The following is a 22,502-nucleotide window of genomic DNA, read 5'->3' on the forward strand; positions in this document are numbered from 1 at the left end:
CAGACCACTGACACGTCCAGGATCGCACCACCGGTGCTCCGCTGACAGGGTGCCGGACGCACCCGTACGCGCTGGGGGCGCGCGTGTCCGTTCGTATGGAATGTGATCATGCGGTTACGTTGCGTATGTGCTAGAAGCATCCTTCGTTAATCTTTCTGATCGCTCTCCGGCTGACGGTGCGGTGTCCGTGTGGCCCGCGTGGGAAGTGCAGGAGCACGACGGCGCCACCTCGTGGTTCCACGTCCGGCTCGCCTTCCCCGACGGCGCCCGGGTCGACGCGCTCGCCGTGGTCTGTGAGCAGACCGTCTCCGTCGAGGACGTACGGGCTCAACCCGCCCTGTCCCTCGACGACTTGACGGTGCTGGCCGACTGGCTGGAGGGGCCGCTCTTCGAGGCGTGCGGGCTGCAACCCGGGGAGGAGGACGTGGAGTCGGGCGGAGCGCGCCGGGCCCGGCCGGCCTGGCCTCGGGGTATCGAGGGGCGGTGGCAGATCGCTCAGGAGTATCGCGCCGCGCAGGAGGAGGGAGTTGATCCCGTCCTCGCCGTGATGTGCGCGACCGGGCACAGTCGGCGCCGGTCGCTTCGGCTCATCTCGCAGGCGCGGGACGCCGGGTTTCTGACGCCTCGTCACGCCCGGCGCTGAGTAGGGCGGTTACGCGTCGGAGGGCTCGGTCGGCCGCTCGTCGGCCGGGTCTTCGGCCGTGGGTGGGGGAGTGGATCTGTCGTCCGTCGCGAAGAACCGGGACAGGTCCGTGTCGGGCGTCCCGGCCCGTGCACGGGCCTCCGGCGGGATCCCCAACTCCCAGTCGAGTCCGTACCGTTCGAACAGCTCGGTGCGCAGCACCGGAATCGGCATCGGCACCCCCGGGACGAGTGCCGAGTAGACCGCGCCCATGAGCAGCGCGCGCAGCATGGGGTAGTCGGAGGGGACGTTCCCCGATCCGTACCGCGCGATCGTCTGCCCGAGCAGCTCGGAAAGGCGCCGCTGCTCCGGGCACTGCACGAAGCCCTCGCCCTGCAACAGCCCCGCCATGTGCTGGCGCATCAGCACGGGCCGGTCGTGCGCGAGACCCAGGATCGCGTCGATGGCCCGCGCCATCCGCTCCCGCCCGTCGTCGGTCCGGGGCTCGCGCTCCAGTGCCTCCTCCAGCGTCCGGTGCATCAGACGGTGCACGGCGGACTGGACGAGCTGGCGTTTTCCGGGGAAGTAGTACGACACCAGTCCGCGCGCCGAACCGGCCCGGTCCGCGATGTCGCCCAAGGTCGTGGCCTCGTACCCGCGCTCGCCGACCAGCTCCAGGGCCGCCTGCAGGAGCCGTTCCCGGGAACGCCTGCGCAACTCTTCATTGACCGATGCGCTTCGCGGGGACATGCTGTAACTCCTGCGTTGACTGGCTATCAGCCAACTATACTCAGGACGTCCGGGTCGCCCGTCGAGGGGGCCTGGCGCATGCTGCCGTCCGTCTGGGGCGACGCGGGGGATCGTCTCAGGCGGGCGGCTCCTTTTCACCCCAATGGTTTCCTCGGGCGACTTTTGAACCGGCGCCCGGCGCCGCCTTCTCGCACATCTGTCGCACGGCACGTGATCCGTCCCTAGAGTGGGCACGGGTGTCGAGCCGAGGAGGCGCACGGGCATGGAGCAGGACCAGCAGATCTTCGCGCGGATCAACGAGATGGTCGACGACGAGCGCAAGCTCCGGGAGGCCGTCGCGTCCGGCGCGATCGACAGCGCCACGGAGCATCAGCGCCTCGGGCAACTGGAACGTGAACTCGACCAGTGCTGGGACCTGTTGCGCCAGCGCCGCGCCAAGGTGGAGTTCGGGGAGAACCCGGACGAGGCGCGGGTGCGGCCGGAGTCCGAGGTGGAGGGGTATCAGGGGTGAGCTGATGGGTCGGGGTGATCGCGGCGGCCCGGTGCTCCGCGGTCACTGGTCGTCTTCTCGCTAATTGCCGCGCGCGGCAAGCCTGTTGGCGATCTCGGCCTTGACCGTCTCGTGCAGTTCGTCCGAGGTGAAGCCGAGGTCGCGCAGGATTCGCGCGGCCGGGCTCTCCTCGACGCGGATCAGGCCGAGCAGTGCGTGCTCGGTGCCGACCCAGTCGTGGCCGAGGTCGGCCGCCGCGCGGCGGGCCTGCTCGATGGCCTCCTTGCTCTCCGGCCGGAACGCGATGTGACCCCGTAGCGCCTTCTTGCCGGCCGGCGGCAGCGCTTCCGCGATCGCGTCACGGACGCGCTGCTCCGATTCGGTCTTCGCCACCAGCACCTCGTACGCCAGGCCCCGCGGTTCGCCGAGCAGGCCGAGCAGGAGGTGTTCGGTGCCGATGGAGTCGTGCTTGTGCGTCCGGGCGGCCTCCTGCGCCAGCACGATGCTGTGCCGGTTCAGGTTCGTGTACCGCTCGAAAGGGCCGGGTGCGTGGCGCTGCTGGGCGGCCTGCTTGGACACTCCGATGGCGTCGCCGATCTCGGTCCACGACGCGCCGACCTGCTTGGCCTTGCTGACGTAGTGGTCGATGAGCTGGTCACCGAGGTCGGACAGGGTCTGGGCGCGCAGGCGTGCTTCGCTGATGCGGGCCAGTTCGTCGGTGTCGGGGAGCTCCTCGTCGAGGCGGGCGATCAGATCGGCGAGGCTGATGTCGAGTGGGCTCATGCGTCAACTTTAAATTGACGACCCCCCATCGTCAACCTGTAATTGACGATTGGTTGGAGGTCGCTCCGCCGCGGTGATGCGGGGTTACGACCCGGCGGGCCCAGCGATCAGTCAGCCCCGGATCCCGCCCAACCCCCGCCCCCGCCCGACCAGTTCGAGCACGGGCCGCAGACCGTCCGGCCGCTCCGTCACCGGCCGGTGGTCCACGAAGTGCACCCCGCACCCCAGCGCCGCCGCCCCGCCGTCCGCCCGCCGGTCGTCGCCGACCATCAGCACGTCCTTCGGGTCGACGCCGAGCGCCTCGCAGGCGACGGTGAACAGCCGCGGGTCCGGCTTCTGGATGCCGTGTTCGTACGACAGGACGTACGCGTCCACATACGGATCGAGCCCGTGCTCGCGGAACACCGGCCGCAGATCCCACCCGATGTTGCTGACCACGCCCACGCCGATCCCGCGCTCGCGCAGGGTCCGCAGCACGTCCTCGGTGTCCGGGTACGGCGTCCACGCGGCCGGCGTCATGTGCCGGTCGTACAGCGCGTCGTGCAACGCCGGGTCGGGGAGCGGGACTTGACGGGAGACGCCGGTGTACGCGGCCCGGTGCAGCGCGGAACTCTCATCCCGGATCGCCCACATCTCCGCGAACTCCTCGGGCAGTTGCTCCGGTTGCGCCCCGCCCGGCATCGCCCCCGCCGACTCCAGCGCCCGCACCGCCTCGGTCAACTCCGGTTCCGGCAGCGCGATCCCGGTCTCGCGCAACACGGCACGCAGCCAGGACTCGGTGGACTCGATACGGAAGAGAGTTCCGGAGAAGTCGAAGAGGACGGCATTCATGCGGTGATCTTACGCAGCGACGTTCCACTCGGCGGGGCGGCCGATACCGGCCCCGTGGGGTGCCCGTGCCACCGCATCCCAGGATTCGAGGTACGGGCAGTACCCGGTGGACTGGTTGCCGACCTCAGCAACTGCGCCGGACCGGCACACCTGTGCCGCCACCCGGCCGCGCTCACGCCGGCAACCGCTCGTACGCCCCCACGGCCACCGCCACCATCAGCGCCCCCAGAAGCCACCCGCCCACCACATCCGACGGCCAGTGCACGCCCAGCCACACACGGGTGAAGCCCACACCCGCGACGGAGGTCACGGCCAGGACCATGGCCGTACGCCATACAGCGCGGTCGGTGCCGTAGTCGTGGAGGAGCCACAGCAGCAGGCCGCAGACCACCGTGGCGGTCATGGCGTGGCCCGAGGGGAAGGCGGCGTAGTGGGCCGAGTCGACGGGGTCGGGCCACACCGGGCGGGGGCGGTCGACCAGTGCCTTCAGGGTCTGTTGGAGCAGGGTGCCCAGCGCGCATGTGGCCGCCAGCCATAGAGCCGTCCACCATGCTGAACGCCGCCACACCAGCCACACCATGGCTGCCACACACACGAGGCGCAGGGTCAGCGGGTCCCAGACCCAGTCCGTCAGGATGCGGAACGTATGCGTCAGGCCGTGGTTCTCGACCGCCCGGCGATGTGCAGTCCGGGCGATCCGCTCGTCGACGTCGATCAGCGGACGCCACTCCACAGTGACCAGGGTGAGGAGCAGCGCGGAGCACAGGGCGAGGGTGATGCTGGTTGTCTGGCGGAGGTTCGGGCGGAGCGGGGAGTGCATGGAACGATCCTCGCCGACCGGCGGCGGGCGGAGCCACCGCTGCCTGGGGATCACCTCCCCCGGACTCCTCCCCGGCCCTCCTCAGCCCAGCGCCCGCAACCCCGGCACGAACGCCACCAGGACCGGAACCACCGGCACCAGTGCCGCCGTCGCGGTCCAGCCCAGGCGGCGCATCGCCGTGAGGCGGTCCGGGGGAGTGAGCAACCGGTTCACGCGCTGCGGGACATGGGCGTGCGGGGTGGGGCACGGCCCGAACACCCCGCGGTCCTCGTTGAGTTCGACCAGGGCGAGGGCGGTGGTGAGGCGGCCGAAGCGCCGGGAGGCCATGTCGTCGGCGGCGAGTTCGACCAGCCGGTGCATCTCGTCCCGGAACGCGGCGAACACCGGCACCTGCGGAAACCCGTTCGCGAGCGCGCCCGAGCAGTGCAGCAGCCAGTCGTGCCGGGCCTGCGCGTGCCCCTGTTCGTGCGCGAGCAGCGAGTCCAGCTGCCGCCCCTTGAGGCGCCTCAACGCGGCCGTGGTGATGACCAGTTGGGGCGCGGCACCGGCCATCCACCACGCGTCCGGCCGCTCCCCCTCCAGGATGACCAGCGGCTCGGCACCGGGCTCCTCGCCGGGCAACACCGGTGCGCGCACGAGGAGTTCGGCCCTCCGCAGCCGACGTCGCGCCCGGGCTCGTACGACTTCACGGACCAGCATCGCCACGGTCCATGCCCCGCCGCACGCGAGGGCCACCGCGGTCGTGGCGGCCCAAGGACCGTTCGCCACAAGGGGATAGGCGTCCACGACCGCGTGCGGGGCGTTGGCGAAGACGTGACCGCGCACCGCCTGCCACGCGGCTGCCGCGCTGAGCGTCATCGACAGGGCGCAGCACAGGAGGACGGCCGCCACCACGCACTGCCACACCCACAGCGCGAGCACCGGCTCATGGTCCGGCCAGTCGGCCCGGGCGAGCAGCCGTGGGGCGACGACGGCGGCCAAGGCGCCGAGCAGCAACAGTGCCGCGGGGACCATCATGGGAGCACCCTATGAGCGCCGCGGTGATCAGGGGTACGGCTTGTTACGGCAAAGTGACGCAGACCACGATTCCGTACAGTGCCTCGGATCCTCGGAGGTTCAGAGCGTCAGCAACATCGCGACCATGCCGATCCCCATCGACAGTCGGCACGCCCGCGCCAACTCCGGCCGGTCGCCCCAGCCGACGCTCCCGCCGCCGACGGCCGCGCCGGTGACCCCTCCGGCGCCCGGCACCAGCCGGATGCCCGACAGCAGCACGTATCCCACGAAGTAGAGGAGCAACGCGCCTGTCACGAGTGGTACTCCGGAGTCGCCGTGCTCGTGGTGGTGCGCGGGTGAGGCGGCCATCGCGAGCGCCATGTAGACCATGGCCGCGGTGCCCAGCAGATGGTGCACATGGTGCGGGCTCCGGCGCGCCGACCAGAGGGCGCGCAGCGCCGCCGCGCCGAACACCGCCGCGTAGACGGGCCACGCCCAGGACGGTGGCGTGAACACCGCGGCCGGTACGGCCATCGCGGCCATGCCGAAGCCCATCAGCGCCTCGCCGCCCGCGGCCCGGCGCTGCTCCTCGACGGGGCTGCGCATCCGCAGCAGGCAGTAGGCCCCGGTCGCCGCGCACAGCGCGACCAGCAGCCAGCCGGGCGAAGCCGGTCCACCATGCACGCGCATCCCCCGTTCCGCCTCGGACATCGCTCCCCGTCGACGTTCGGTCACAGGATGCCCTTGCCGCACGGGGCGCAATCAAGCGCAACGGTGTACATGGGGAGCACTCGACGGAGCGCGGCTGGTCAGTGGCGCCCCCGGGGCATGCCCGGCGGAAATGTTTCACGAGTAAAACACCTGCTAAACTTGTTTCCCATGAGCAGTGCGACCCTCGCCCCCACCCCACGCGTCCGACGTCTCCCGCTCACCGGCGTACTGCGCCTCGGCCGGCCCTCCGACATCTGGTTCAAGCCCGCGCTCAGCGCGGTCGCCTCGGTCGCCCCGCCCAACCTGACCCTGCTGGCCCTCGGCCGCCTCGACCTGGCGATGTACACGATGGCCGGCTCCTTGTGCGCGCTCTACGCCCACAACAAGCCCTACGCCGCCCGGGCCCGCGCCCTCGTCCGGGTGGTGCTCGGCATGATCGCCGGTCTCGCCGTCGCGCTGGTCACGGCCTCCCTCACCACGAACGCCGTCGTACTGGTCACGGTCGGCGCCGCCCTGGCCGCCGTACAGAAGGGCCTGTGCGACGCGACCCGGATCGGCCCGCCCGGGAACGTCGTCCTCACCTTCATCAGCTCGGCCTCGCTCTTCGCGCCGCAGACGCTCGGCCAGGTCCCCGGCCACCTCGCGCTGGCCGCAGTCGCGGGCGCCTGGGCATGGCTCGTCGGCATGGCTCCCGCACTCGTCCGCCCCTACGGCCCGGAGCGCCGCGCCACCGCCCAGGCCCTGAACGCCGTTGCGACGTACGCCGCCACCCGTGGCACCGGCGACGGTCACGCACGCGCGCGTGCCGCCGGGGCGGCCGCCGTCCACGCCGCCTGGCAGTCCCTGCTCGCGACCGGTGCCCGCGCCGAGCCCCGACGCGCTCTCGAACGCCTCCTCGTCCGTGCCGAGGTCGCCCTCGCCGCGCCCGCCGACGCCGACCCGGAACTGCTCCGCACCTGGGCCCGCGAACTGCGCGGGAGGGGACCGGTCCCGCAGACCGACGCCCCGGCAGACGCCGTAGCCGACGAACTCCTCGGTGTGGACGCCGAACTGGCCGCCCCCGCCCGCCCGTTGTGGGCCAGGCTCGGTCCGCTCACCCCCCTCGTGCTGCGCACGGCGCTCGGCTGCGCCCTCGCCGGATACGCCTCCCTCGCCCTCGGAGTCGGCCGCCCCTACTGGGCCCTCGTCACCGCCGCCTCCCTCTATCAGGCCAACATCACGCTCACCTGGGGCCGGGGCGTGCAACGGGTCGTCGGGAATCTCGCCGGGGTGCTCGTCTTCGCCGCGGTCGCCCCGCTCGCCCACGCGCACCCCGCGGCCCTCGTGCTGTGCTGCCTCGCCTTCAACTTCGGTGCGGAGGCGCTGATCGGCCGCAACTACTGGCTCGGCAGCGTCTGTGTGACCCCGATGGCACTGCTCATCACCGAGTTCGCCCGGACCCAGCAGCCCGGGGAGCTGATCGCCGAGCGGCTCGTGGACACCCTCGTCGGCGCGCTGGTCGGCCTTGTCGCCGCGTTCGTCGTCACCAACCGGCGCGCGACCGACCGCATCGAGGAGGCCCTGGCCGCCGTGGAACGCACCCGGGAGCGGGCCGCGCGGCTCCTGACGGAGCAGGCGCCCGCGCGGGGAAGCCTCGATTCCGCGCACCGCGCGCTCGCCGCCGCGCTCGTCGAACTGCGGGCCACCGTCGACGCCGCGTCCGGCGAGTGGTGGCAGCGCGCCCTGCCGCAGGAGCGGGTCGTGTTCGCCGAGCGGTCCGGACACCGTACGCTCGCCGCGACGGTACGACGCCGGGAGTCGCACTCCTGGCCGACCGTGGATCGGCGCACGGGCGGAAAGACGGAGGGCGTACGGGGATGACGGCAATGAACGGACGGCCGGTCGACGGGGACGGCGCGGCCCGCCCGACCCCTCCGAGCGCGACCCGGGGTGACACGGTCGCCGCCGTCGTCGGGCAGTGGCAGGCAGTGCACCCGGACCTCGACACCGGCCCGATGGAGATCATCGGCCGCATCAACCGGTGCGCCGCCCTGCTCCAGCAGGCCGAGGACGCGCCGCTGCGCCGGGCCGGGCTCAGCCGCCCCGAGTTCGACCTGCTCGGCGCGCTCCGCCGCACCGGGCACGAGCTGACCCCGAGCGAGCTGACCCGGGAGACCTTCTCCTCGGGCGCCGCCGTCACCAAGCGCCTCAAGCTGCTGACCGAACGCGGGCTGGTCGAGCGCCGCGGCGACACCCGCGACCGGCGCGTCGCCCACGTCCGCCTCACGGACACCGGCCGCGACCTCGTCGACGCGATCCTGCCCGAGCAGCTCGCCTACGAGACGACCGTGCTCGCCGGTCTCGACACCCCCGGACAGGGCGAACTCGCCTCCCTGCTCGGCGAGTTGCTGGTCCAGCTGGAAGGCCGGCTGGGCATGCTGCGCGTCTGACCCGCCGTACGCGGGCGCCGACGGACCGTTGACGCGAGTCGCGTGATCTCCCTACGTTCGATCAAGCCGGTCCGGGAAGCCGACCGACGTACGACATGCCGAACAAGGGATTGATGCCGTGGCAGCCGAAGCCTCCGAAGCTCCCACCTCCGGGAACCTCACCATCGACCTCGGCACCGACACGGGCCCCTTCCACGGAGGCGCGAGCGGCACGCTCTACGGCCTGTACGGCGACGGCGTCCCCAGCCGCAACGCCGTCGAGGGCATGTACGTCCGCACGGTCTCCACCAAGGCCCAGGACGGCACCCAGCACCCGGGCGCCGACGCCCTGGAGATCCTGCGCCCCTTCGTCGAGGCGGGCGGCCGGGACGTCTACGTCTACATGACCGACATCTACCGCGGCTTCCCCTACGAATGGCCCGGCGACACCGGAGCCGAACGCCTCGCCGACTTCACGGCCCGCGTCCGCCGCCAGGTCGACCAGGTGCTGACGCTCGGCACGTACAAGGCCCATGTCGTGTACGTCCCGTTCAACGAGCCCGAGGGCAACATGTTCGGCGAGGAGGAGTGGAGCTACGACCGCGTCTCCTGGCGGACCGGCCCAGACCGCTACTTCACCGCTTGGCGTGACATCCACCGCCTGATCAGGGAACTCGACCCGGGCGCCCGCATCGCCGGCCCCAACACCTGCCTCCTGTACGACGAGGTGAGGGGCTTCCTGGAGTTCGCCAAGGCTGAGGACGTCCTGCCCGACGTCATCACCTGGCACGAGCTGACCACGCCCGACGAGATCCGCACGAGCGTCGCCAAGTATCGTGCGCTGGAACGGGAGTTGGGCATCGGCCCGCTGCCCGTCAACATCAACGAGTACGCCCACAACTACCACTTGTCCGTCCCGGGTCAGATGATCCAGTGGATCGCCGCCATCGAGGAGTCCAAGGTCGACGCCGACATGGCGTACTGGAACATCGACGGCAACCTCAACGACTCGGTGGTGGAGGCCAACAAGGGCAATGGCCAGTGGTGGCTGTTCAACGCGTACGGGCAGTTCACGGGCGACACGGTCCAGGTCACCGCGCCCCATCCCAACGTCCAGTACACGCTTCAGGGGGTCGCCATGCTCGACCGCGCCAAGCGGCAGGCGCGGGTACTGCTCGGCGGCGCGGGTGGGTCGGCGGACGTCGTGTTCGAGCGCGTCGACTCTGACATCTTCGGTACGACCGTCCACGCGCGGCTCTTTGAGATCCCCTGGACGGGTCAAGTCGGCGCCTCCGCGCAGCCGTTGAGGCTGGCTGATCGCGAACACCCCGTGGTGGACGGCAAAGTGACGCTGCGTCTGACCGACCTGGAGGCTATGTCGGCCTACCAGGTGATGCTGTCCCCGGGCGGCAACGGAGCCGTAGCGCTGGCGCCTTCGGTCGGATGGCGGCGTTCGTACCAGGCGGAGGGCGCGGCCTACATCGGTGACGGTCACTCGCTGAACGGGCCCGAGGGGTCCCCGTCCGACGTCGACAGGTTCGCGGGCTCGACCGGTTACCACGTGGGCGGACTCCGCACCGGTTCCGACGGCGTGCTCGTCTTCTCCGTGGAGGTCCCGGAGGACGGGACGTACGACCTGCGTGTCTTCGCCAACTCCTACAACCTGGCCGACGCGGTGCGTGAGCAGGGTCCCACCAACGTCTTCCTTCGTGTGGATGGCGGTCACGCGCAGGAACTCCGGCTGCCGCTCGCCTACAAGTGGGCGGTGTGGGGCCACACCGACACCCGGGTCGAACTGACCGCCGGCGCGCACACGATCACCCTCGCCGCGCAGGACCATGACCTCGGTGTCACGCGGGGCGACGCGGTCGTCGACCGGCTGGACCTCGCCCTGCGCGACGACCAGGTGACCGCGCCCGCTCTGTACGACGCGGAGTTCGCGGCCCTGGGCGGTGGGGCTCGCGTCGACTACGGGCAGGGTGGAGCGTCGGGGCCCGGTGTCGTCGTGCTGCCGCGGGGCGGTACCGCCACGTTCTGGGTGCATGCGGCGGAGGACGGCGAGGCTGTTGTGGGCGTCGATCTGATCGGCCCAGGGGAGGGCGAGTTGACGATCAACGGGGAGAACGTGGGGATGGTCGGCGGAGACGACATGAGGATTGTTGAACGATCCCCGGCTCCCCTGTTCCTCACGTCGGGCATCAACAAAGTCACCATCACCGCCACGTCGGACCAACTGGTCCTGGACCGCCTACAGGTAGGCGCTTCCCTCGGCCTCCTCCCCACCTCCACGCACCCGGCCGAGGAAGGCACCACGACCGGCAGCGCCCGGGTCACCGGCGTCCACACGTTCGCCACGGGCGGCAAGGCGGTCGACGGCATCGGTGGCGGCCCGGCGAACGCGCTCACGCTCACCGTGACGGCGGAGCGGGCCGGCCGTCACGCGCTCACGATCCGCTACTCCAACGGCGAGCAGGCGCCCGCCACCCACTACAACCCGGACCCGGTCTGCCGCCACGCCGACATCTCGATCAACGGGTCGGTCCCACAGCGCGTGTTGTTCCCCACCACCTTCCACTTCAACAACTTCCACGACCTCTCCGTCCCCGTCACCCTCGACCAGGGCGCCAACACCCTCACCTTCACCGCCGACGAACTCCCGGACCACGACGGCCACTCCAGGAACCAGTACGGCCAACGCAGCGCGTACGCACCGGTGATCGACACGGTGACGGTGACGCGGCTGGCCTGAGGACGGGACGCGGGCGGGTGGCTCAGTGCCCCTCGTCGCCCGCCGCGTACACCCCGAACATCGCCCCCTGCGGATCCCGGAGCACCCCGATCCGCCGCACGTCCCCGATGGACGTCGGCTCCATCAGGACCGTGCCGCCCGCCTCCGTGGCCACGGCAGCGGTGGCGTCGACGTCGGCCACGGAGAAGTACGGCAGCCAGTGCGGGGGCACCTCCGGTGGGAACTTCGCGTCCATGGTCATCATCCCGCCGAAGTCGGCGCCGTCGATGCCCCATTGCGGGTAGTGCGCCGAGGGCCGGACGGTCCAGCCGAACACGGTCGTGTAGAAGCTCTCGGCCCGCTCGGGCGCCCGCGTCAGCAGTTCCACCCAGCCCAGCGCGCCGGGCGCGTTGAACAGCCCGGCGCCGGGGAAGGTCCGGGCCTGCCACATCTGGAACGCGGCGCCGCCCGGGTCGAGGGCGACGGCGAAGCGGCCGATGTCGAACACGTCGATCGGTTCCATGAGCAGGGTTCCGCCCGCCGCGCGCACCTGTTCCGCCGTCGCGTCGGAGTCCGTCACCGCGAACGACACGTTCCACGCGACCGGCTGCGACTCCTGGAACAGCGGTGTCAGCGCGGCGACCGCCGCGTCACCGATGTGCGCGACCGTGTAACCGCCCGCCTCCGGCCGGGGATCGGTCTCGGGACGCCAGCCGAACACGTCCGAGTAGAACCGCTTGGCCGCCTCCAGGTCACTGGTCCCGAGCTCGGTCCAGCAGGGCCCACCGGTCACCGGCCTGTCGAGCTTCATGGCGTTCCTTCCGCAGAAAGCTCCCCTCCCAGCACGCTAAGCCCGCGCCACGGCCCCGGCCATCCGGCACGGAAGAGGGCGCCCCGGCCGCCGTAGGCCTACATCCCCGGCCGGTACCTCAGCGGATGATCCTCCGGGACCTCGACCAGCACGATCTGTGTGCCGTCCGGGTCCGAGATCCACATCTCGACCAGGCCCCAGGGTTCCTGCACCGGTGGCCGGACGATCTCAACGCCCTTCGCCCGCAGCTCCTCGTGCGCGGCGCCCGCGTCCGCGACCTGCAGCCACAGTTGTACGGCGGGGGAGGGCCGGGTGTCGGAACGGCCGGAGACCTCCAGGAAGCCGCCGCCGAGGAAGTAGACGGTTCCGCGTTCGACGCCCGTGCCGAACTCACGGTAGACGGGCAGGGCGAGTCGGTCGCCGTAGAAGACCCGGGAGCGTTCGGGATCGGTGGGGCGCAGCAGGACGCGGCTGCTCAGTACGTGCACCATGCGGCCGGAGCCTAGTCTCCGGGGCCGCGTTACCCTCGTCTCTGCCTGAGCCGCGCCCTGATCGGAGTTGTGCACCCATGGACACCGCCGCCACCGGACCGACCTTCCGCGACGCCACCGACGCCGATGCGGACGCCCTCGTCGTGCTGATCGAGTCGGCCTACCGGGGGGACGACAGCCGGGCCGGCTGGACCACCGAGGCGGACATCCTCGAAGGGCAGCGGACCGATCCCGAGGGCGTGCTGGCGGTCATCAAGTCGCCCGACAGCCGGCTGCTCGTCGTCGAACGTGACGGGCAGGTCGTCGCCTGTTGCCAGCTCGAACACCGGGGTGAGTACGCCTACTTCGGGATGTTCGCCGTCAGCCCGCAGCTCCAGGGCGGCGGTCTCGGCAAGGTGATCATCGCGGAGGCGGAGCGCACGGTCCGGGAGACCTGGGGTGTGCGGGAGATGCACATGACCGTGATCTCCGTACGGAACGACCTCATCGCCTGGTACGAGCGCCGCGGCTATCGCCGTACGGGCCGGATGACCCCGTTCCCGTACGGCGACGAGCGGTTCGGCATTCCGCAGCGCGACGACCTGCAGTTCGAGCTGCTGGTCAAGCAACTCGCTTGATTCCTACGGCCGTTGGGCCCGCTATGCCGTGAAGCGGCCCGTTCGTTTGATCTCCGGGTAGTCGGTGGTCGCGCCGTCCAGGCCCAGGGCGCGGACGAGCCGCAGCTGGTCCTGTGTGTTCACCACCCAGCCGATGATCCTCAAGTCCGCCTTGCGGGCCGCCTCGACGACCTCCAGGGTCAGCCTGCGGATGTTGAGGCAGACCGTTTCGGCACCGGCCTCGGTGGCGCGCTCCACCACGTCGGGGCCGAAGCGGCTGGCGATCAGCGCGGTTCGTACGCCGGGTACCAGGCGGGCGATCTCGGCGATCGCCTCGTCGTGGAACGAGGACACCTCGATCCGCTCGACCAGGTTGCGGCGGTGCATGACCTCGGCCAGTGCGCGTGCCGCCGCCAGGTCCTTGATCTCGGCCTGGACGGGCGACTTGACCGCGTCCAGGACCTCGTCGAAGGTCGGGACGCGCTCGCCGCGGCCCGCGTCCAGGGTGCGCAGCTCGCCGAGGGTCCGCTCGGCGATCGGGCCGGTCCCGTCGGTCGTACGGTCCACGTCGGCGTCGTGCATGACGACGAGCGCGCCGTCCTTGCTCAGATGCAGATCGAGTTCGATGACATCGAGGCCGGCCTGCTCGGCGGCGACGAAGGAACGGAGAGTGTTCTCGGGTTCGAGACCCATGACTCCGCGGTGACCGATGGTAAGGAAGTTCAAGGTTCAACTCGCTTCCGTCGACGGCGGCTCGGCACGCGCGCGTGGGCGCGGCCGGACACCGGCGTCCACGCGGCAGAGCCGCAGCCTAATGGCCGGGCCCGGCGTTGTACCCGTGCGTACACGGGGGATTGGGGGCGACGGCCGGGGTGTACCTGGAGCGTACTGCGCGCCGCCGTCACCCGGCCGTGGGCGAGTCCGGCGGGCATTGACCGAAACCGGCCGTCGGCGGTCCTCGGTGGGCCTTGATCGCGGGCGCCGACCCGCCTACCCCACCGCAGCGGAAGTAATCGCCTTCTTTGTGTCCGGCAGGAAAAAGAGCGGTGACGGACAAGAGGCGCAGGATAATTTGCGGAGCCTTGCCTTGCTAGAGGAAACCCCGAACGCATACGGTGTCCATACGCGAGGTTCTCCCGTGGAGGATGGGACATGACGGAAATTCTTGTGCAGGTGGGTTTTGAGGAGCGGCTTCCTCCCGTGACCACGGTGGTGGAGCATCCGGCATGGCCCGTGCTCAAGGATGCCGTGGAGCAGATCCGGCCATGGCAGTCGAAGGACGGATCGATCGACTTCGCGGCCGAGGGCGCCCCGGGCCGCACGGAGGCCGAGTCCGCCGTGCGCCGCGTGACGGGCGCCGTCGAGGAGCTCTCCCCGCTGCTCCCGCACGACGCGGCCTACCACGCCGCACTGGTCAGGGATCTCGGGCAGTGGGCCGCCGACGGCTTCCAGGTGCCCGACTTCCTCGACTCCCTGCTGGCCTTCCAGCCCGCCGCGAACCGCCGGGACGGACTCCAGCACCTGGTCGTCTTCCCGATGTACACGCAGAACGGGAACCCGGACCGCAACCTCGAAGCGGTCGTCCTGCGCATGGTCTGGCCCGACTGGCTGGCCGAGCTGGAGGCGACCCGCTACGACAACCCGCTGTTCTGCGGCATCACCTTCGAGGACTTCACGTCCGGCTACGACACCAACTCGGCCGTGCTCTTCCCGGAGACCATCGCCGTACGCCAGGCGCCGGAACGGTTCTCCTGGGGTGGCATCTTCTGCGACCGCGAGGCCGCACGCTTCCGCCGGGTCACCGAGGCCGCCGTGGACATCCTCGGCATGGAACTGCCCGAGGACATCGCCACGATGGTCGACGACCAGAAGCGCTGCGAGGAGGCCTTCGTCCTGTGGGACATGGTCCACGACCGCACCCACAGCCACGGCGACCTCCCCTTCGACCCGTTCATGATCAAGCAGCGCCAGCCGTTCTGGATGTACGGCCTCGAAGAGCTGCGCTGCGACCTCACCGCCTTCAAGGAGGCCGTGAAGCTGGAGGCCGACGGCGTCCCGCAGGCCCGTGACGTGCAGTACGCGGTCCTCTGCGACCGCATGTTCCGCTTCCCGGTCACCGGCGAGCGCGTCCGCAACTACGACGGACTCGGCGGCCAGCTCCTCTTCGCCTACCTGCACAAGCACGACGTCGTCCGCTGGACCGACAACAAGCTGCACATCGACTGGCAGCGCGCCCCCGAGGTCACCAACCAACTGTGCGCCGAGATCGAGGACCTCTACCGCGCGGGCATCGACCGCCCGAAGCTCGTCCACTGGTTCAAGGCCTACGACCTGGTCGCGACCTACCTCGCCCCGCACCCGGGCTCCAAGTGGGCCAAGGGCCCCGACGCCCTGGACCTGAGCCTGCCGCCGCGGAAACTCGTGGATGACGTGCTTCCGGACGAGTTTCCGCTGAGCATGTTCTATGAGGCACTCTCCAAGAAGCTCAAGAACGTGATCGCCTCGACCAAGGGCATCACGGCGGAGAGCGCCGAGCGGATCGCCGCGTGAGCGACCGCAGCACCGAAGTGGCTCAGGAGGCGAGGACCATGGGGAACGGGGCGCTCAACGGCGCGGTGATCGCGGTGGCGGGAGCGGGCGGGCCCGCCGGCCGTGCCGTGCTGCTGCGGCTGGCCGAGGCCGGCGCGACCGTCGTCGGCGCGGACGCGCATCCCGAACGCCTGGCGGAGGCCGTGGACGCGGCCCGCTACGCGCACGGCGGCGCGACCGTCGTGGGGGACACCGTCGACCTGCTCGACCCGCAGGCGACCCGCGACTGGGCCGAGCACATCGAGAAGGACTTCGGCCGCGTCGACGGCCTGGTCCACCTCGTCGGCGGCTGGCGCGGCAGCTCGTCCTTCACCGACACCGACCTCGCCGACTGGGACCTGCTGGAGAAACTCCTCATCCGCACGGTCCAGCACACCTCCCTGGCCTTCTACGACGGCCTGGAGCGCAGCGACCGCGGGCGCTATCTGCTGATCAGCGCGGCGGGCGCGAGCAAGCCCACCGCCGGCAACGCGGCGTACTCCGCCTCGAAGGCAGCCGCCGAGGCCTGGACCCTCGCGATGGCCGACGGCTACCGCAAGGCAGGCGGCGAGGACGGGCCCAGCTCCGCGGCCGCCGTCATGGTGGTCAAGGCGCTGGTGCACGACGCGATGCGCGCCGAGCGACCCAACGCGAAGTTCGCGGGCTTCACCGACGTCAAGGACCTCGCCGAGGCCATCGCCGGCGTCTGGGACAAGCCCGCCACCGAAGTGAACGGAAACCGTCTGTGGCTGACCGAGAAGCCGTGAACCCTCCGAAGACCGACGCCCGTCGCCACCACGACCCGGAGATCCGCGGCTTCGCCAGCGACAACTACGCCGGCGCCCACCCCGAGGTGCTCGCCGCCCTCGCCCTCGCCAACGGCGGCCACCAGGTCGCCTACGGCGAGGACGACTACACGGCGAACCTCCAGGGCGTCATCCGCAGCCACTTCGGCGCCACGGCCGAGGCCTTCCCGGTCTTCAACGGCACCGGCGCCAACGTCGTCGCCCTCCAGGCCGTCACCGACCGCTGGGGCGCGGTGATCTGCGCCGAGAGCGCGCACATCAACGTCGACGAGGGCGGCGCCCCCGAGCGCATGGGCGGCCTGAAACTCCTCACGGTCCCGACCCCCGACGGCAAGCTCACGCCCGAACTGATCGACAAGCAGGCCTACGGCTGGGACGACGAGCACCGCGCGATGCCGCAGGTCGTCTCGATCACCCAGAGCACCGAACTGGGCACCCTGTACACGCCCGACGAGATCCGCGTGATCTGCGACCACGCCCACGCGCACGGCATGAAGGTCCATCTCGACGGTTCCCGGATAGCCAACGCGGCGGCCTCACTCGACGTCCCCATGCGGACGTTCACGAACGCGGTCGGCGTCGACCTCCTCTCCCTGGGCGGGACGAAGAACGGCGCGATCTTCGGCGAGGCGGTCGTCGTCATCAACCAGGACGCCGTCAGCCACATGAAGCACCTGCGCAAGCTATCCATGCAGCTCGCCTCCAAGATGCGCTTCGTCTCCGTGCAGTTGGAGGCCCTGTTCGCCAAGGACCTGTGGCTGCGCAACGCCCGCCACGCCAACGAGATGGCCCAGCGCCTCGCCGAGGGCGTGCGCGCGGTGCACGGCGTGGAGATCCTCTACCCGGTACAGGCCAACGGTGTCTTCGCCCGCCTCCCGCACGACGTGAGCGAACGCCTGCAGAAGCGCTTCCGCTTCTACTTCTGGGACGAGGCCGCCGGCGACGTCCGCTGGATGTGCGGCTTCGACACCACCGAGGACGATGTGGACGCGTTCCTGGCGGCGCTCAAGGAGGAGATGGCCCGCTGAGTCTGCCGACTCGGAGTCGGATGGCTTTGTGCATAGGTATGCGTTCGCCTGAAAAGTCATTGACTCTCGGGTGATCGCTTTCCTATGCTCTGCGGTCATGGAGCTGATCCAGAACACCCCTGACCTGTCCGCGTACTTGGCTGCTGACGAGGCCATTGACCATGAGCATCCCCTCGTGCGGGAGACGGCCGCGCGGCTGGCCAGAAGTGCCGCCGACTCGTATGGCTATGCACGCCTCGCGTTCGAGTTCGTGCGGGACGGCATTCCCCACTCGCAGGACTCCGGCGACCCGCGCGTCACCTGGCGGGCCTCCGACGTCCTGGAGCAGGGCACCGGCATCTGCTACGCCAAGGCGCACGCGCTGGCCGCTTTGCTGCGGGCCGAGGACATTCCCACGGCGCTCTGCTACCAGAAGTTCGACGTGGTGCACGGGTTGGTCGCCGTGCGCTTCAACGGGGGCTGGCATCGGCAGGACCCGCGCGGCAACAAGCCGGGCGTGGACGCGCAGTTCTCGCTCGACGGGGAGCGGCTGGCCTTCGTGCCTGATCTTGAGTTCAATGAGCTGGACTACCCGGTCCTGTACGCTGAACCACACCCGGTCGTGCTGAGCGCCCTTAAGGCCGCCCCCGACCGGCCGCGCCTGTGGCAGACACTCCCGACCGCACTCTGAGGAAGACCATGACCCTCACCCTGACCGTGTCCGACGAAGTCCGTGCCCTCGCCCCCGGGTTCACCCACGTGGCGATCGAAGCCCACGGACTGGTCAACGGGCCCAGCACCGAAGCGAGTTCGGCGCTCCTCGACGACGCGGCCCGCCGTCTCGCCGTACGACTGGACGGACGCGCCCCACACGAGGACCCGCACATGGTGGCCTGGCGCGAGATGTACACGGCGTTCGGGTCGAAGCCGTCGCGGACCCGCAACTCGGCGGAGGCGCTGGCCAAGAGGGCGCTTTCCGACGGTGGGTTGCCCCGGATCAATGTGCTGGTCGACCTCTACAACGCGATCAGCGTCGCCCACTTGATCCCCGTGGGCGGTGAGGACACCGACCTCATCCAGGGTGCGATGACCCTCCAACGGGCCGTCGGGAACGAGGAGTTCGTGACCGTCGCGGGTGGCGAGGAGGTCGTCGAGCATCCCGACGCGGGCGAGGTGGTGTGGACTGACGCGGTCGGTGTCACGTGCCGGCGCTGGAACTGGCGGCAGGGGCCGCGCACCAGGCTCACGGAGGAAACGACCTCGGCCGTCTTCCTGTTGGAGAGTCTGGCGCCGATGCCGGTCGCCGATGTCGAGCGCGCGGGTGCCGAACTGGCCGAACTGCTGGAGAAGTTCAGCCCCGGGGCGCGGATCACCGTCCACGCCCCGGTGTGACGATCAGCGGGCCTCGGCAGCCTTGACCTCTTCGGGGGTCGGGGCCGTGCCGCCGAGGTGGGCCGGCATCCACCAGGTGTCGTCCGGGCCGTTCGGCCGTACCGGATACGCGCGTTGGGCGGCTTCGAGGAGTTCCTGGATGCGCTCGCGCAGGCGGCGGGTGATCGCGCCCGCGTACTGGTCCTGCGGCGCCTCGACCGGCTCGCCGACCCGGATGGTGATCGGGGTGTGGCTGCGCTTGAAGTTCTTCGGGTGGCCCTTGGTCCACAGGCGCTGGGTGCCCCACAGAGCCATCGGGATCAGCGGGACGCCGGCCTCCTGGGCCATGCGCGCGGCACCCGACTTGAAGCTCTTCAGGGTGAAGGACTGGGAGATCGTCGCCTCGGGGAAGACGCCGACGATCTCGCCGGACCGCAGTGACTCCAGTGCGTGCTGGTAGGCGGTCTCGCCCTGCTTGCGGTCCACCGGGATGTGCTTCATGCCGCGCATGAGCGGACCCGAGATCTTGTGCCGGAACACCGACTCCTTCGCCATGAAGCGCACGAGGCGCTTCTGCGGCAGGGCGGCGAGACCGTCGAAGATGAAGTCCAGGTAGCTGATGTGGTTGCTGACCAGCACGGCGCCGCCCGAGCGCGGAATGTTCTCCGACCCCTTGCAGTCGATCTTGAGGTCCCAGGCCTTGAACAGCGTTTGGGCGAGACCGATGACGGGGCGGTAGACAAGCTCAGCCATGGACGGGGTGGACCCTTCTCTCTGCCTGGAAGGGGTTCTCCGGGCGGGAAAGTTACGCAGCCGTAGGTTTACGGCATTGCGCAGATCGTGCCCCAAGAACGGACGAGTGGCCAGTCCTCGTGCCGCAGAACGGCGAGATCCTCGTCACGTCCATCGCTTGATCCACCTCGGCCTTTTAAGTTTCCTTTACTGTGCGCGAACTGTCACTCGGCGCACGAGCAGGTACATCTCGCACCCCAGGCAGTACCCGAACGCGGCATTGAGGAACGCGGCCGCCAGCGCGGCCCCCGTCGCCGCGAGCCCCAGCCACTCGGGACCCAGGCCGAAACCGACCAGTCCCACCCCGGCGAAGACCAGCCCGACCGCCTGCGCGAACCGCGGCGGCTCCGGCGACTCGAACTCGGTCGGCGGCCCGATCCGCGGCCGTACGGCCTTCCGGAACAGCCAGCCGTACGGCGAGCGGCCCACGCCGCCCGCCGCGCCCAGCGCGAACGCCAGGGTCTGCCAGGCCAGCAGCCAGAAGCTGCCGGTGATCAGCACGACCGCCAGCACCACGGTCGTCAGGGCCGCCCCGAAGCGCGGTCCTCTTACGTCGATGTCCATGAATCAAGGATTCCGCAACGGAAAGGATTCGGGGCACCGGGAATCTTTGCAGTCTCGTGAACGCTGGAAGGGTCGATGACCGGACTTGTGGTGTGCGTGGTGGTGCTCGCGGCGGCGAGCGCCTACGGAGTGCTGCATCGGCGGCGGAGCGGGAGAGTACGCGTGCGTGGGCGCGACGGCGGAAAACGGCTCGGCGCGACCGAGCTGGGCGGCGACCTCGGCGAGAAGGCCACCCTGGTGCAGTTCTCCAGCGCCTTCTGCGCGCCCTGCCGGGCCACGCGCCGGGTGCTGGGCGAGGTGGCCGGCATGGTCCCCGGAGTGAGCCACATCGAGATCGACGCCGAGGACCACCTGGACCTCGTACGGGAACTCGACATCCTGAAGACCCCCACCGTGCTGGTTCTCGACGCCGACGGACGGGTCGTACGGCGTGCCACCGGCCTCCCCCGCAAGGCGGATGTCATCGCGGCTCTGGGGGAGGCGGTCTGACGGTCGTGAGGGCGACGGTGAGTCATCTCCCATATGTCGGAACGTACTTGACTGCGCGTGCCACCTATCGTCAGCCTGACCGTATGCCTTCGGAACTCCTTCTCTACGGGCGGGTGCACGTCGACCTGGCCCGCACCGCGAGCGCGCGCTGTCCGGGCTGTTGAGCAGCACGGCCCCCTCCCCCACTCTCGGCTCCGCTCGACCGGGGGGACCCCCAGCCCCCTCCCCAGAAGGACACGTCCATGACGGCGACGCCCGACCTCGGCACCCGTACTCCTCAGCACGCCTCTCCCGATCTGCTGCGTTCCGTCTTCCGGCAGCACGCGGCCGGTGTGGCGGTGATCACCGCGCGCGGTGAGAACGGCCCGGTCGGCTTCACCGCCACCTCGCTCAGCTCCGTCTCCGCGCAGCCCCCGATGCTGTCCTTCGGGATCAGCACCGGCGCTTCCAGCTGGCCCGCGATATCCGCGGCCGACCATGTCGGCGTGCACATACTCGGCGAGCACCAGGAGCAGTTGGCCGCCACCTTCGCGCGCAGCGGTGCCGACCGGTTCGGGGCGCCCACCGCCTGGCGCGAGGGACCCGAGGGCGTCCCGGTCCTCGACGGCGTGCTCGCCTGGCTGGTGTGCCGCGTGGTCGCGCGCGTGCCGGCGGGAGACCACCGCATCGTCCTGGCGGAGGTCGTCCTCGGCGACCACGCGGGCACCGGCCGCCCGCTCCTCTACCACCAGGGGCGCTTCAACGGGCTGCGTGACTGAGGCCACTCCGGGTGGGTGACGGGCCACCCTGCGGAAGCGTCGAGTTCCGATTACGCTGCGTTGCACAGGTCACAGTTCAAAGCGCTTGCTTAGCGGGCACCCCTTGGGGGAGCGTAGGAGTGCGTACTGGCGAGTAATATTTCGCTCGGAGCGCCGGTCGCCCCCACCGGGAACGGCCGTTCAGGGCGCCTATGCTGCCTGGAAGTAGGCAGCCGAAAATGACGATGCAGTAGGAGAGCCGGCGTGAGCTTGAGGATCGTTGTCACTGTGAAGTACGTGCCCGACGCCACTGGCGACCGGCACTTCGCCGATGACCTGACCGTCGACCGGGACGACGTGGACGGTCTGCTCTCCGAGCTCGACGAGTACGCGGTCGAGCAGGCGCTGCAGATCTCCGAGAACTCCGACGACGACGTGGAGATCACCGTCCTGACCGTGGGCCCGGAGGACGCCAAGGACGCCCTGCGCAAGGCGCTGTCCATGGGCGCCGACAAGGCGATCCACGTCGAGGACGACGACCTGCACGGCACCGACGCCATCGGCACCTCCCTGGTGCTCGCCAAGGCGATCGAGAAGGCCGGTTTCGACCTGGTCGTCTCCGGCATGGCCTCCACCGACGGCACCGCCGGTGTGATCCCCGCCCTGCTGGCCGAGCGCCTGGGCGTCCCGCAGGTCACGCTGCTCTCCGAGGTCTCCGTCGAGGACGGCGTCGTCAAGGGCCGCCGTGACGGCGACACCGCCTCCGAGCAGCTCGAGGCCTCCCTGCCGGCCGTCGTGTCGGTCACCGACCAGTCGGGCGAGGCGCGTTACCCGTCCTTCAAGGGCATCATGGCCGCCAAGAAGAAGCCCGTTCAGGCCTGGGACCTCTCCGACCTGGAGATCGACACCGACGAGGTCGGCCTCGGAGGCGCCTGGACCGCCGTCGACTCCGCGGCCCAGCGCCCCGCGCGCACCGCCGGCACGATCGTCAAGGACGAGGGCGAGGGCGGCAAGCAGCTCGCCGAGTTCCTCGCGGGCCAGAAGTTCATCTGAGGGGAATGGCGGCGCGGGCCGGTTGCAACACGACCCGCGCCTCTCGGAGTGGTTCTGCCTTCGCAGGAGACCATTCCC

25 protein-coding genes are annotated in these 22,502 nt (G+C 70.3%); 14 read left to right on the plus strand and 11 right to left on the minus strand.

Going from position 1 to position 22,502, the window contains the following annotated elements; all coding sequences use genetic code 11:
* Nucleotides 1-181: 181 nt before the first annotated feature.
* Nucleotides 182-643, plus strand: a complete 462-nt coding sequence (locus OO69_RS00945; protein WP_033278375.1) for a DUF6214 family protein — start codon at nucleotides 182-184, stop codon at nucleotides 641-643.
* 9 nt (nucleotides 644-652) lie between these two features.
* Here the strand turns inward: OO69_RS00945 and OO69_RS00950 are convergent, their stop codons facing one another.
* Complete coding sequence (locus OO69_RS00950) at nucleotides 653-1,372, minus strand: TetR/AcrR family transcriptional regulator (RefSeq protein WP_033278376.1); 720 nt, start codon at nucleotides 1,370-1,372, stop codon at nucleotides 653-655.
* Between the two features lie 262 nt (nucleotides 1,373-1,634).
* Between OO69_RS00950 and OO69_RS00955 the strand changes: the two genes are divergently transcribed.
* Nucleotides 1,635-1,883, plus strand: coding sequence for a DUF2630 family protein (locus tag OO69_RS00955; RefSeq protein WP_033278377.1), 249 nt, complete (start codon nucleotides 1,635-1,637; stop codon nucleotides 1,881-1,883).
* 60 nt (nucleotides 1,884-1,943) lie between these two features.
* Here the strand turns inward: OO69_RS00955 and OO69_RS00960 are convergent, their stop codons facing one another.
* From OO69_RS00960 to OO69_RS00980, 5 genes are all read right to left on the minus strand, one after another.
* A complete protein-coding gene (locus OO69_RS00960) occupies nucleotides 1,944-2,645 on the minus strand; it encodes a Clp protease N-terminal domain-containing protein (protein WP_051800702.1) in 702 nt (233 codons plus the stop codon).
* Nucleotides 2,646-2,756: 111 nt separating this feature from the next.
* Nucleotides 2,757-3,476 carry an HAD family hydrolase gene (locus tag OO69_RS00965; protein ID WP_033278378.1) on the minus strand — a complete coding sequence of 240 codons (720 nt, stop codon included), beginning with the start codon at nucleotides 3,474-3,476 and terminating at the stop codon, nucleotides 2,757-2,759.
* A gap of 172 nt (nucleotides 3,477-3,648) precedes the next feature.
* The gene (locus OO69_RS00970) at nucleotides 3,649-4,296 is read right to left on the minus strand and encodes a phosphatase PAP2 family protein (protein WP_078652245.1); all 648 of its coding nucleotides are present in this window, start codon (nucleotides 4,294-4,296) and stop codon (nucleotides 3,649-3,651) included.
* Between the two features lie 81 nt (nucleotides 4,297-4,377).
* Nucleotides 4,378-5,313, minus strand: coding sequence for a M56 family metallopeptidase (locus tag OO69_RS00975; RefSeq protein WP_033278379.1), 936 nt, complete (start codon nucleotides 5,311-5,313; stop codon nucleotides 4,378-4,380).
* A 99-nt stretch (nucleotides 5,314-5,412) separates the two neighbouring features.
* The gene (locus OO69_RS00980; RefSeq protein ID WP_420707841.1) at nucleotides 5,413-6,003 is read right to left on the minus strand and encodes a DUF5134 domain-containing protein; all 591 of its coding nucleotides are present in this window, start codon (nucleotides 6,001-6,003) and stop codon (nucleotides 5,413-5,415) included.
* A 168-nt stretch (nucleotides 6,004-6,171) separates the two neighbouring features.
* On the opposite strand from OO69_RS00980, the gene OO69_RS00985 reads away from it, so the two are divergent.
* From OO69_RS00985 to OO69_RS00995, 3 genes are all read left to right on the plus strand, one after another.
* Nucleotides 6,172-7,863, plus strand: a complete 1,692-nt coding sequence (locus OO69_RS00985) for an FUSC family protein (protein ID WP_033278380.1) — start codon at nucleotides 6,172-6,174, stop codon at nucleotides 7,861-7,863.
* Nucleotides 7,860-8,432: a MarR family transcriptional regulator gene (locus OO69_RS00990; RefSeq protein WP_033278381.1), complete on the plus strand. Its 573-nt coding sequence runs from the start codon at nucleotides 7,860-7,862 to the stop codon at nucleotides 8,430-8,432. Before OO69_RS00985 ends, OO69_RS00990 begins: the two co-directional genes overlap by 4 nt.
* A gap of 109 nt (nucleotides 8,433-8,541) precedes the next feature.
* On the plus strand, nucleotides 8,542-11,160 hold the full coding sequence (locus OO69_RS00995) for a cellulosome protein (protein WP_420707845.1): 2,619 nt from the start codon (nucleotides 8,542-8,544) through the stop codon (nucleotides 11,158-11,160).
* 22 nt (nucleotides 11,161-11,182) lie between these two features.
* On the opposite strand, the gene OO69_RS01000 is transcribed toward OO69_RS00995, so the two are convergent.
* Entirely contained in the window at nucleotides 11,183-11,950 is a 768-nt protein-coding gene (locus OO69_RS01000) for a VOC family protein (protein ID WP_033278383.1), read from the minus strand.
* 98 nt (nucleotides 11,951-12,048) lie between these two features.
* Nucleotides 12,049-12,441, minus strand: coding sequence for a VOC family protein (locus OO69_RS01005; protein ID WP_033278384.1), 393 nt, complete (start codon nucleotides 12,439-12,441; stop codon nucleotides 12,049-12,051).
* A 77-nt stretch (nucleotides 12,442-12,518) separates the two neighbouring features.
* Here OO69_RS01005 and OO69_RS01010 point away from each other — a divergent pair, with 77 nt between their 5' ends.
* Nucleotides 12,519-13,058 carry a GNAT family N-acetyltransferase gene (locus OO69_RS01010; RefSeq protein WP_033278385.1) on the plus strand — a complete coding sequence of 180 codons (540 nt, stop codon included), beginning with the start codon at nucleotides 12,519-12,521 and terminating at the stop codon, nucleotides 13,056-13,058.
* A gap of 21 nt (nucleotides 13,059-13,079) precedes the next feature.
* On the opposite strand, the gene OO69_RS01015 is transcribed toward OO69_RS01010, so the two are convergent.
* Complete coding sequence (locus OO69_RS01015; RefSeq protein ID WP_033278386.1) at nucleotides 13,080-13,763, minus strand: glycerophosphodiester phosphodiesterase; 684 nt, start codon at nucleotides 13,761-13,763, stop codon at nucleotides 13,080-13,082.
* A gap of 426 nt (nucleotides 13,764-14,189) precedes the next feature.
* Here OO69_RS01015 and OO69_RS01020 point away from each other — a divergent pair, with 426 nt between their 5' ends.
* From OO69_RS01020 to OO69_RS01040, 5 genes are all read left to right on the plus strand, one after another.
* Nucleotides 14,190-15,587 (plus strand): DUF6421 family protein, encoded by a 1,398-nt coding sequence (locus OO69_RS01020; RefSeq protein WP_033278387.1) that lies wholly within the window; start codon nucleotides 14,190-14,192, stop codon nucleotides 15,585-15,587.
* 38 nt (nucleotides 15,588-15,625) lie between these two features.
* On the plus strand, nucleotides 15,626-16,372 hold the full coding sequence (locus OO69_RS01025; protein ID WP_033278388.1) for an SDR family oxidoreductase: 747 nt from the start codon (nucleotides 15,626-15,628) through the stop codon (nucleotides 16,370-16,372).
* Nucleotides 16,369-17,439: a threonine aldolase family protein gene (locus tag OO69_RS01030; protein WP_033278389.1), complete on the plus strand. Its 1,071-nt coding sequence runs from the start codon at nucleotides 16,369-16,371 to the stop codon at nucleotides 17,437-17,439. The genes OO69_RS01025 and OO69_RS01030 overlap by 4 nt, the downstream gene beginning before the upstream one ends.
* Nucleotides 17,440-17,536: 97 nt before the next feature.
* A complete protein-coding gene (locus OO69_RS01035; protein WP_033278390.1) occupies nucleotides 17,537-18,109 on the plus strand; it encodes a transglutaminase-like domain-containing protein in 573 nt (190 codons plus the stop codon).
* 8 nt (nucleotides 18,110-18,117) lie between these two features.
* A complete protein-coding gene (locus tag OO69_RS01040; RefSeq protein ID WP_033278391.1) occupies nucleotides 18,118-18,810 on the plus strand; it encodes a B3/4 domain-containing protein in 693 nt (230 codons plus the stop codon).
* 3 nt (nucleotides 18,811-18,813) lie between these two features.
* Here the strand turns inward: OO69_RS01040 and OO69_RS01045 are convergent, their stop codons facing one another.
* Together OO69_RS01045 and OO69_RS01050 are read right to left on the minus strand one after the other, a co-directional pair.
* Nucleotides 18,814-19,542, minus strand: coding sequence for a lysophospholipid acyltransferase family protein (locus OO69_RS01045; RefSeq protein WP_033278392.1), 729 nt, complete (start codon nucleotides 19,540-19,542; stop codon nucleotides 18,814-18,816).
* Nucleotides 19,543-19,728: 186 nt separating this feature from the next.
* A complete protein-coding gene (locus OO69_RS01050; protein ID WP_019062580.1) occupies nucleotides 19,729-20,145 on the minus strand; it encodes a DUF4395 domain-containing protein in 417 nt (138 codons plus the stop codon).
* A gap of 75 nt (nucleotides 20,146-20,220) precedes the next feature.
* On the opposite strand from OO69_RS01050, the gene OO69_RS01055 reads away from it, so the two are divergent.
* From OO69_RS01055 to OO69_RS01065, 3 genes are all read left to right on the plus strand, one after another.
* Entirely contained in the window at nucleotides 20,221-20,634 is a 414-nt protein-coding gene (locus OO69_RS01055) for a TlpA family protein disulfide reductase (RefSeq protein ID WP_051800703.1), read from the plus strand.
* Nucleotides 20,635-20,876: 242 nt separating this feature from the next.
* The gene (locus OO69_RS01060; RefSeq protein ID WP_033278393.1) at nucleotides 20,877-21,392 is read left to right on the plus strand and encodes a flavin reductase family protein; all 516 of its coding nucleotides are present in this window, start codon (nucleotides 20,877-20,879) and stop codon (nucleotides 21,390-21,392) included.
* Nucleotides 21,393-21,635: 243 nt separating this feature from the next.
* On the plus strand, nucleotides 21,636-22,424 hold the full coding sequence (locus tag OO69_RS01065; protein WP_033278394.1) for an electron transfer flavoprotein subunit beta/FixA family protein: 789 nt from the start codon (nucleotides 21,636-21,638) through the stop codon (nucleotides 22,422-22,424).
* Nucleotides 22,425-22,502: the final 78 nt, after the last annotated feature.

This window comes from Streptomyces sp. NRRL F-525 (assembly GCF_000716605.1).
In the GTDB taxonomy this organism is placed as follows: Bacteria; Actinomycetota; Actinomycetes; order Streptomycetales; family Streptomycetaceae; genus Streptomyces.

Excerpts from the sequence above, each read along its gene's own strand:
- OO69_RS00950 (WP_033278376.1), bottom strand. The coding sequence starts at position 1,372 with ATGTCCCCGCGAAGCGCATCGGTCAATGAAGAGTTGCGCAGGCGTTCC.
- OO69_RS00955 (WP_033278377.1), top strand. The coding sequence starts at position 1,635 with ATGGAGCAGGACCAGCAGATCTTCGCGCGGATCAACGAGATGGTCGAC.
- OO69_RS00960 (WP_051800702.1), bottom strand. The coding sequence starts at position 2,645 with ATGAGCCCACTCGACATCAGCCTCGCCGATCTGATCGCCCGCCTCGAC.
- OO69_RS00965 (WP_033278378.1), bottom strand. The coding sequence starts at position 3,476 with ATGAATGCCGTCCTCTTCGACTTCTCCGGAACTCTCTTCCGTATCGAG.
- OO69_RS00970 (WP_078652245.1), bottom strand. The coding sequence starts at position 4,296 with ATGCACTCCCCGCTCCGCCCGAACCTCCGCCAGACAACCAGCATCACC.
- OO69_RS00975 (WP_033278379.1), bottom strand. The coding sequence starts at position 5,313 with ATGATGGTCCCCGCGGCACTGTTGCTGCTCGGCGCCTTGGCCGCCGTC.
- OO69_RS00980 (WP_420707841.1), bottom strand. The coding sequence starts at position 6,003 with ATGTCCGAGGCGGAACGGGGGATGCGCGTGCATGGTGGACCGGCTTCG.
- OO69_RS00985 (WP_033278380.1), top strand. The coding sequence starts at position 6,172 with ATGAGCAGTGCGACCCTCGCCCCCACCCCACGCGTCCGACGTCTCCCG.
- OO69_RS00990 (WP_033278381.1), top strand. The coding sequence starts at position 7,860 with ATGACGGCAATGAACGGACGGCCGGTCGACGGGGACGGCGCGGCCCGC.
- OO69_RS01000 (WP_033278383.1), bottom strand. The coding sequence starts at position 11,950 with ATGAAGCTCGACAGGCCGGTGACCGGTGGGCCCTGCTGGACCGAGCTC.
- OO69_RS01005 (WP_033278384.1), bottom strand. The coding sequence starts at position 12,441 with ATGGTGCACGTACTGAGCAGCCGCGTCCTGCTGCGCCCCACCGATCCC.
- OO69_RS01010 (WP_033278385.1), top strand. The coding sequence starts at position 12,519 with ATGGACACCGCCGCCACCGGACCGACCTTCCGCGACGCCACCGACGCC.
- OO69_RS01020 (WP_033278387.1), top strand. The coding sequence starts at position 14,190 with ATGACGGAAATTCTTGTGCAGGTGGGTTTTGAGGAGCGGCTTCCTCCC.
- OO69_RS01025 (WP_033278388.1), top strand. The coding sequence starts at position 15,626 with ATGGGGAACGGGGCGCTCAACGGCGCGGTGATCGCGGTGGCGGGAGCG.
- OO69_RS01035 (WP_033278390.1), top strand. The coding sequence starts at position 17,537 with ATGGAGCTGATCCAGAACACCCCTGACCTGTCCGCGTACTTGGCTGCT.
- OO69_RS01040 (WP_033278391.1), top strand. The coding sequence starts at position 18,118 with ATGACCCTCACCCTGACCGTGTCCGACGAAGTCCGTGCCCTCGCCCCC.
- OO69_RS01045 (WP_033278392.1), bottom strand. The coding sequence starts at position 19,542 with ATGGCTGAGCTTGTCTACCGCCCCGTCATCGGTCTCGCCCAAACGCTG.
- OO69_RS01050 (WP_019062580.1), bottom strand. The coding sequence starts at position 20,145 with ATGGACATCGACGTAAGAGGACCGCGCTTCGGGGCGGCCCTGACGACC.
- OO69_RS01055 (WP_051800703.1), top strand. The coding sequence starts at position 20,221 with ATGACCGGACTTGTGGTGTGCGTGGTGGTGCTCGCGGCGGCGAGCGCC.
- OO69_RS01060 (WP_033278393.1), top strand. The coding sequence starts at position 20,877 with ATGACGGCGACGCCCGACCTCGGCACCCGTACTCCTCAGCACGCCTCT.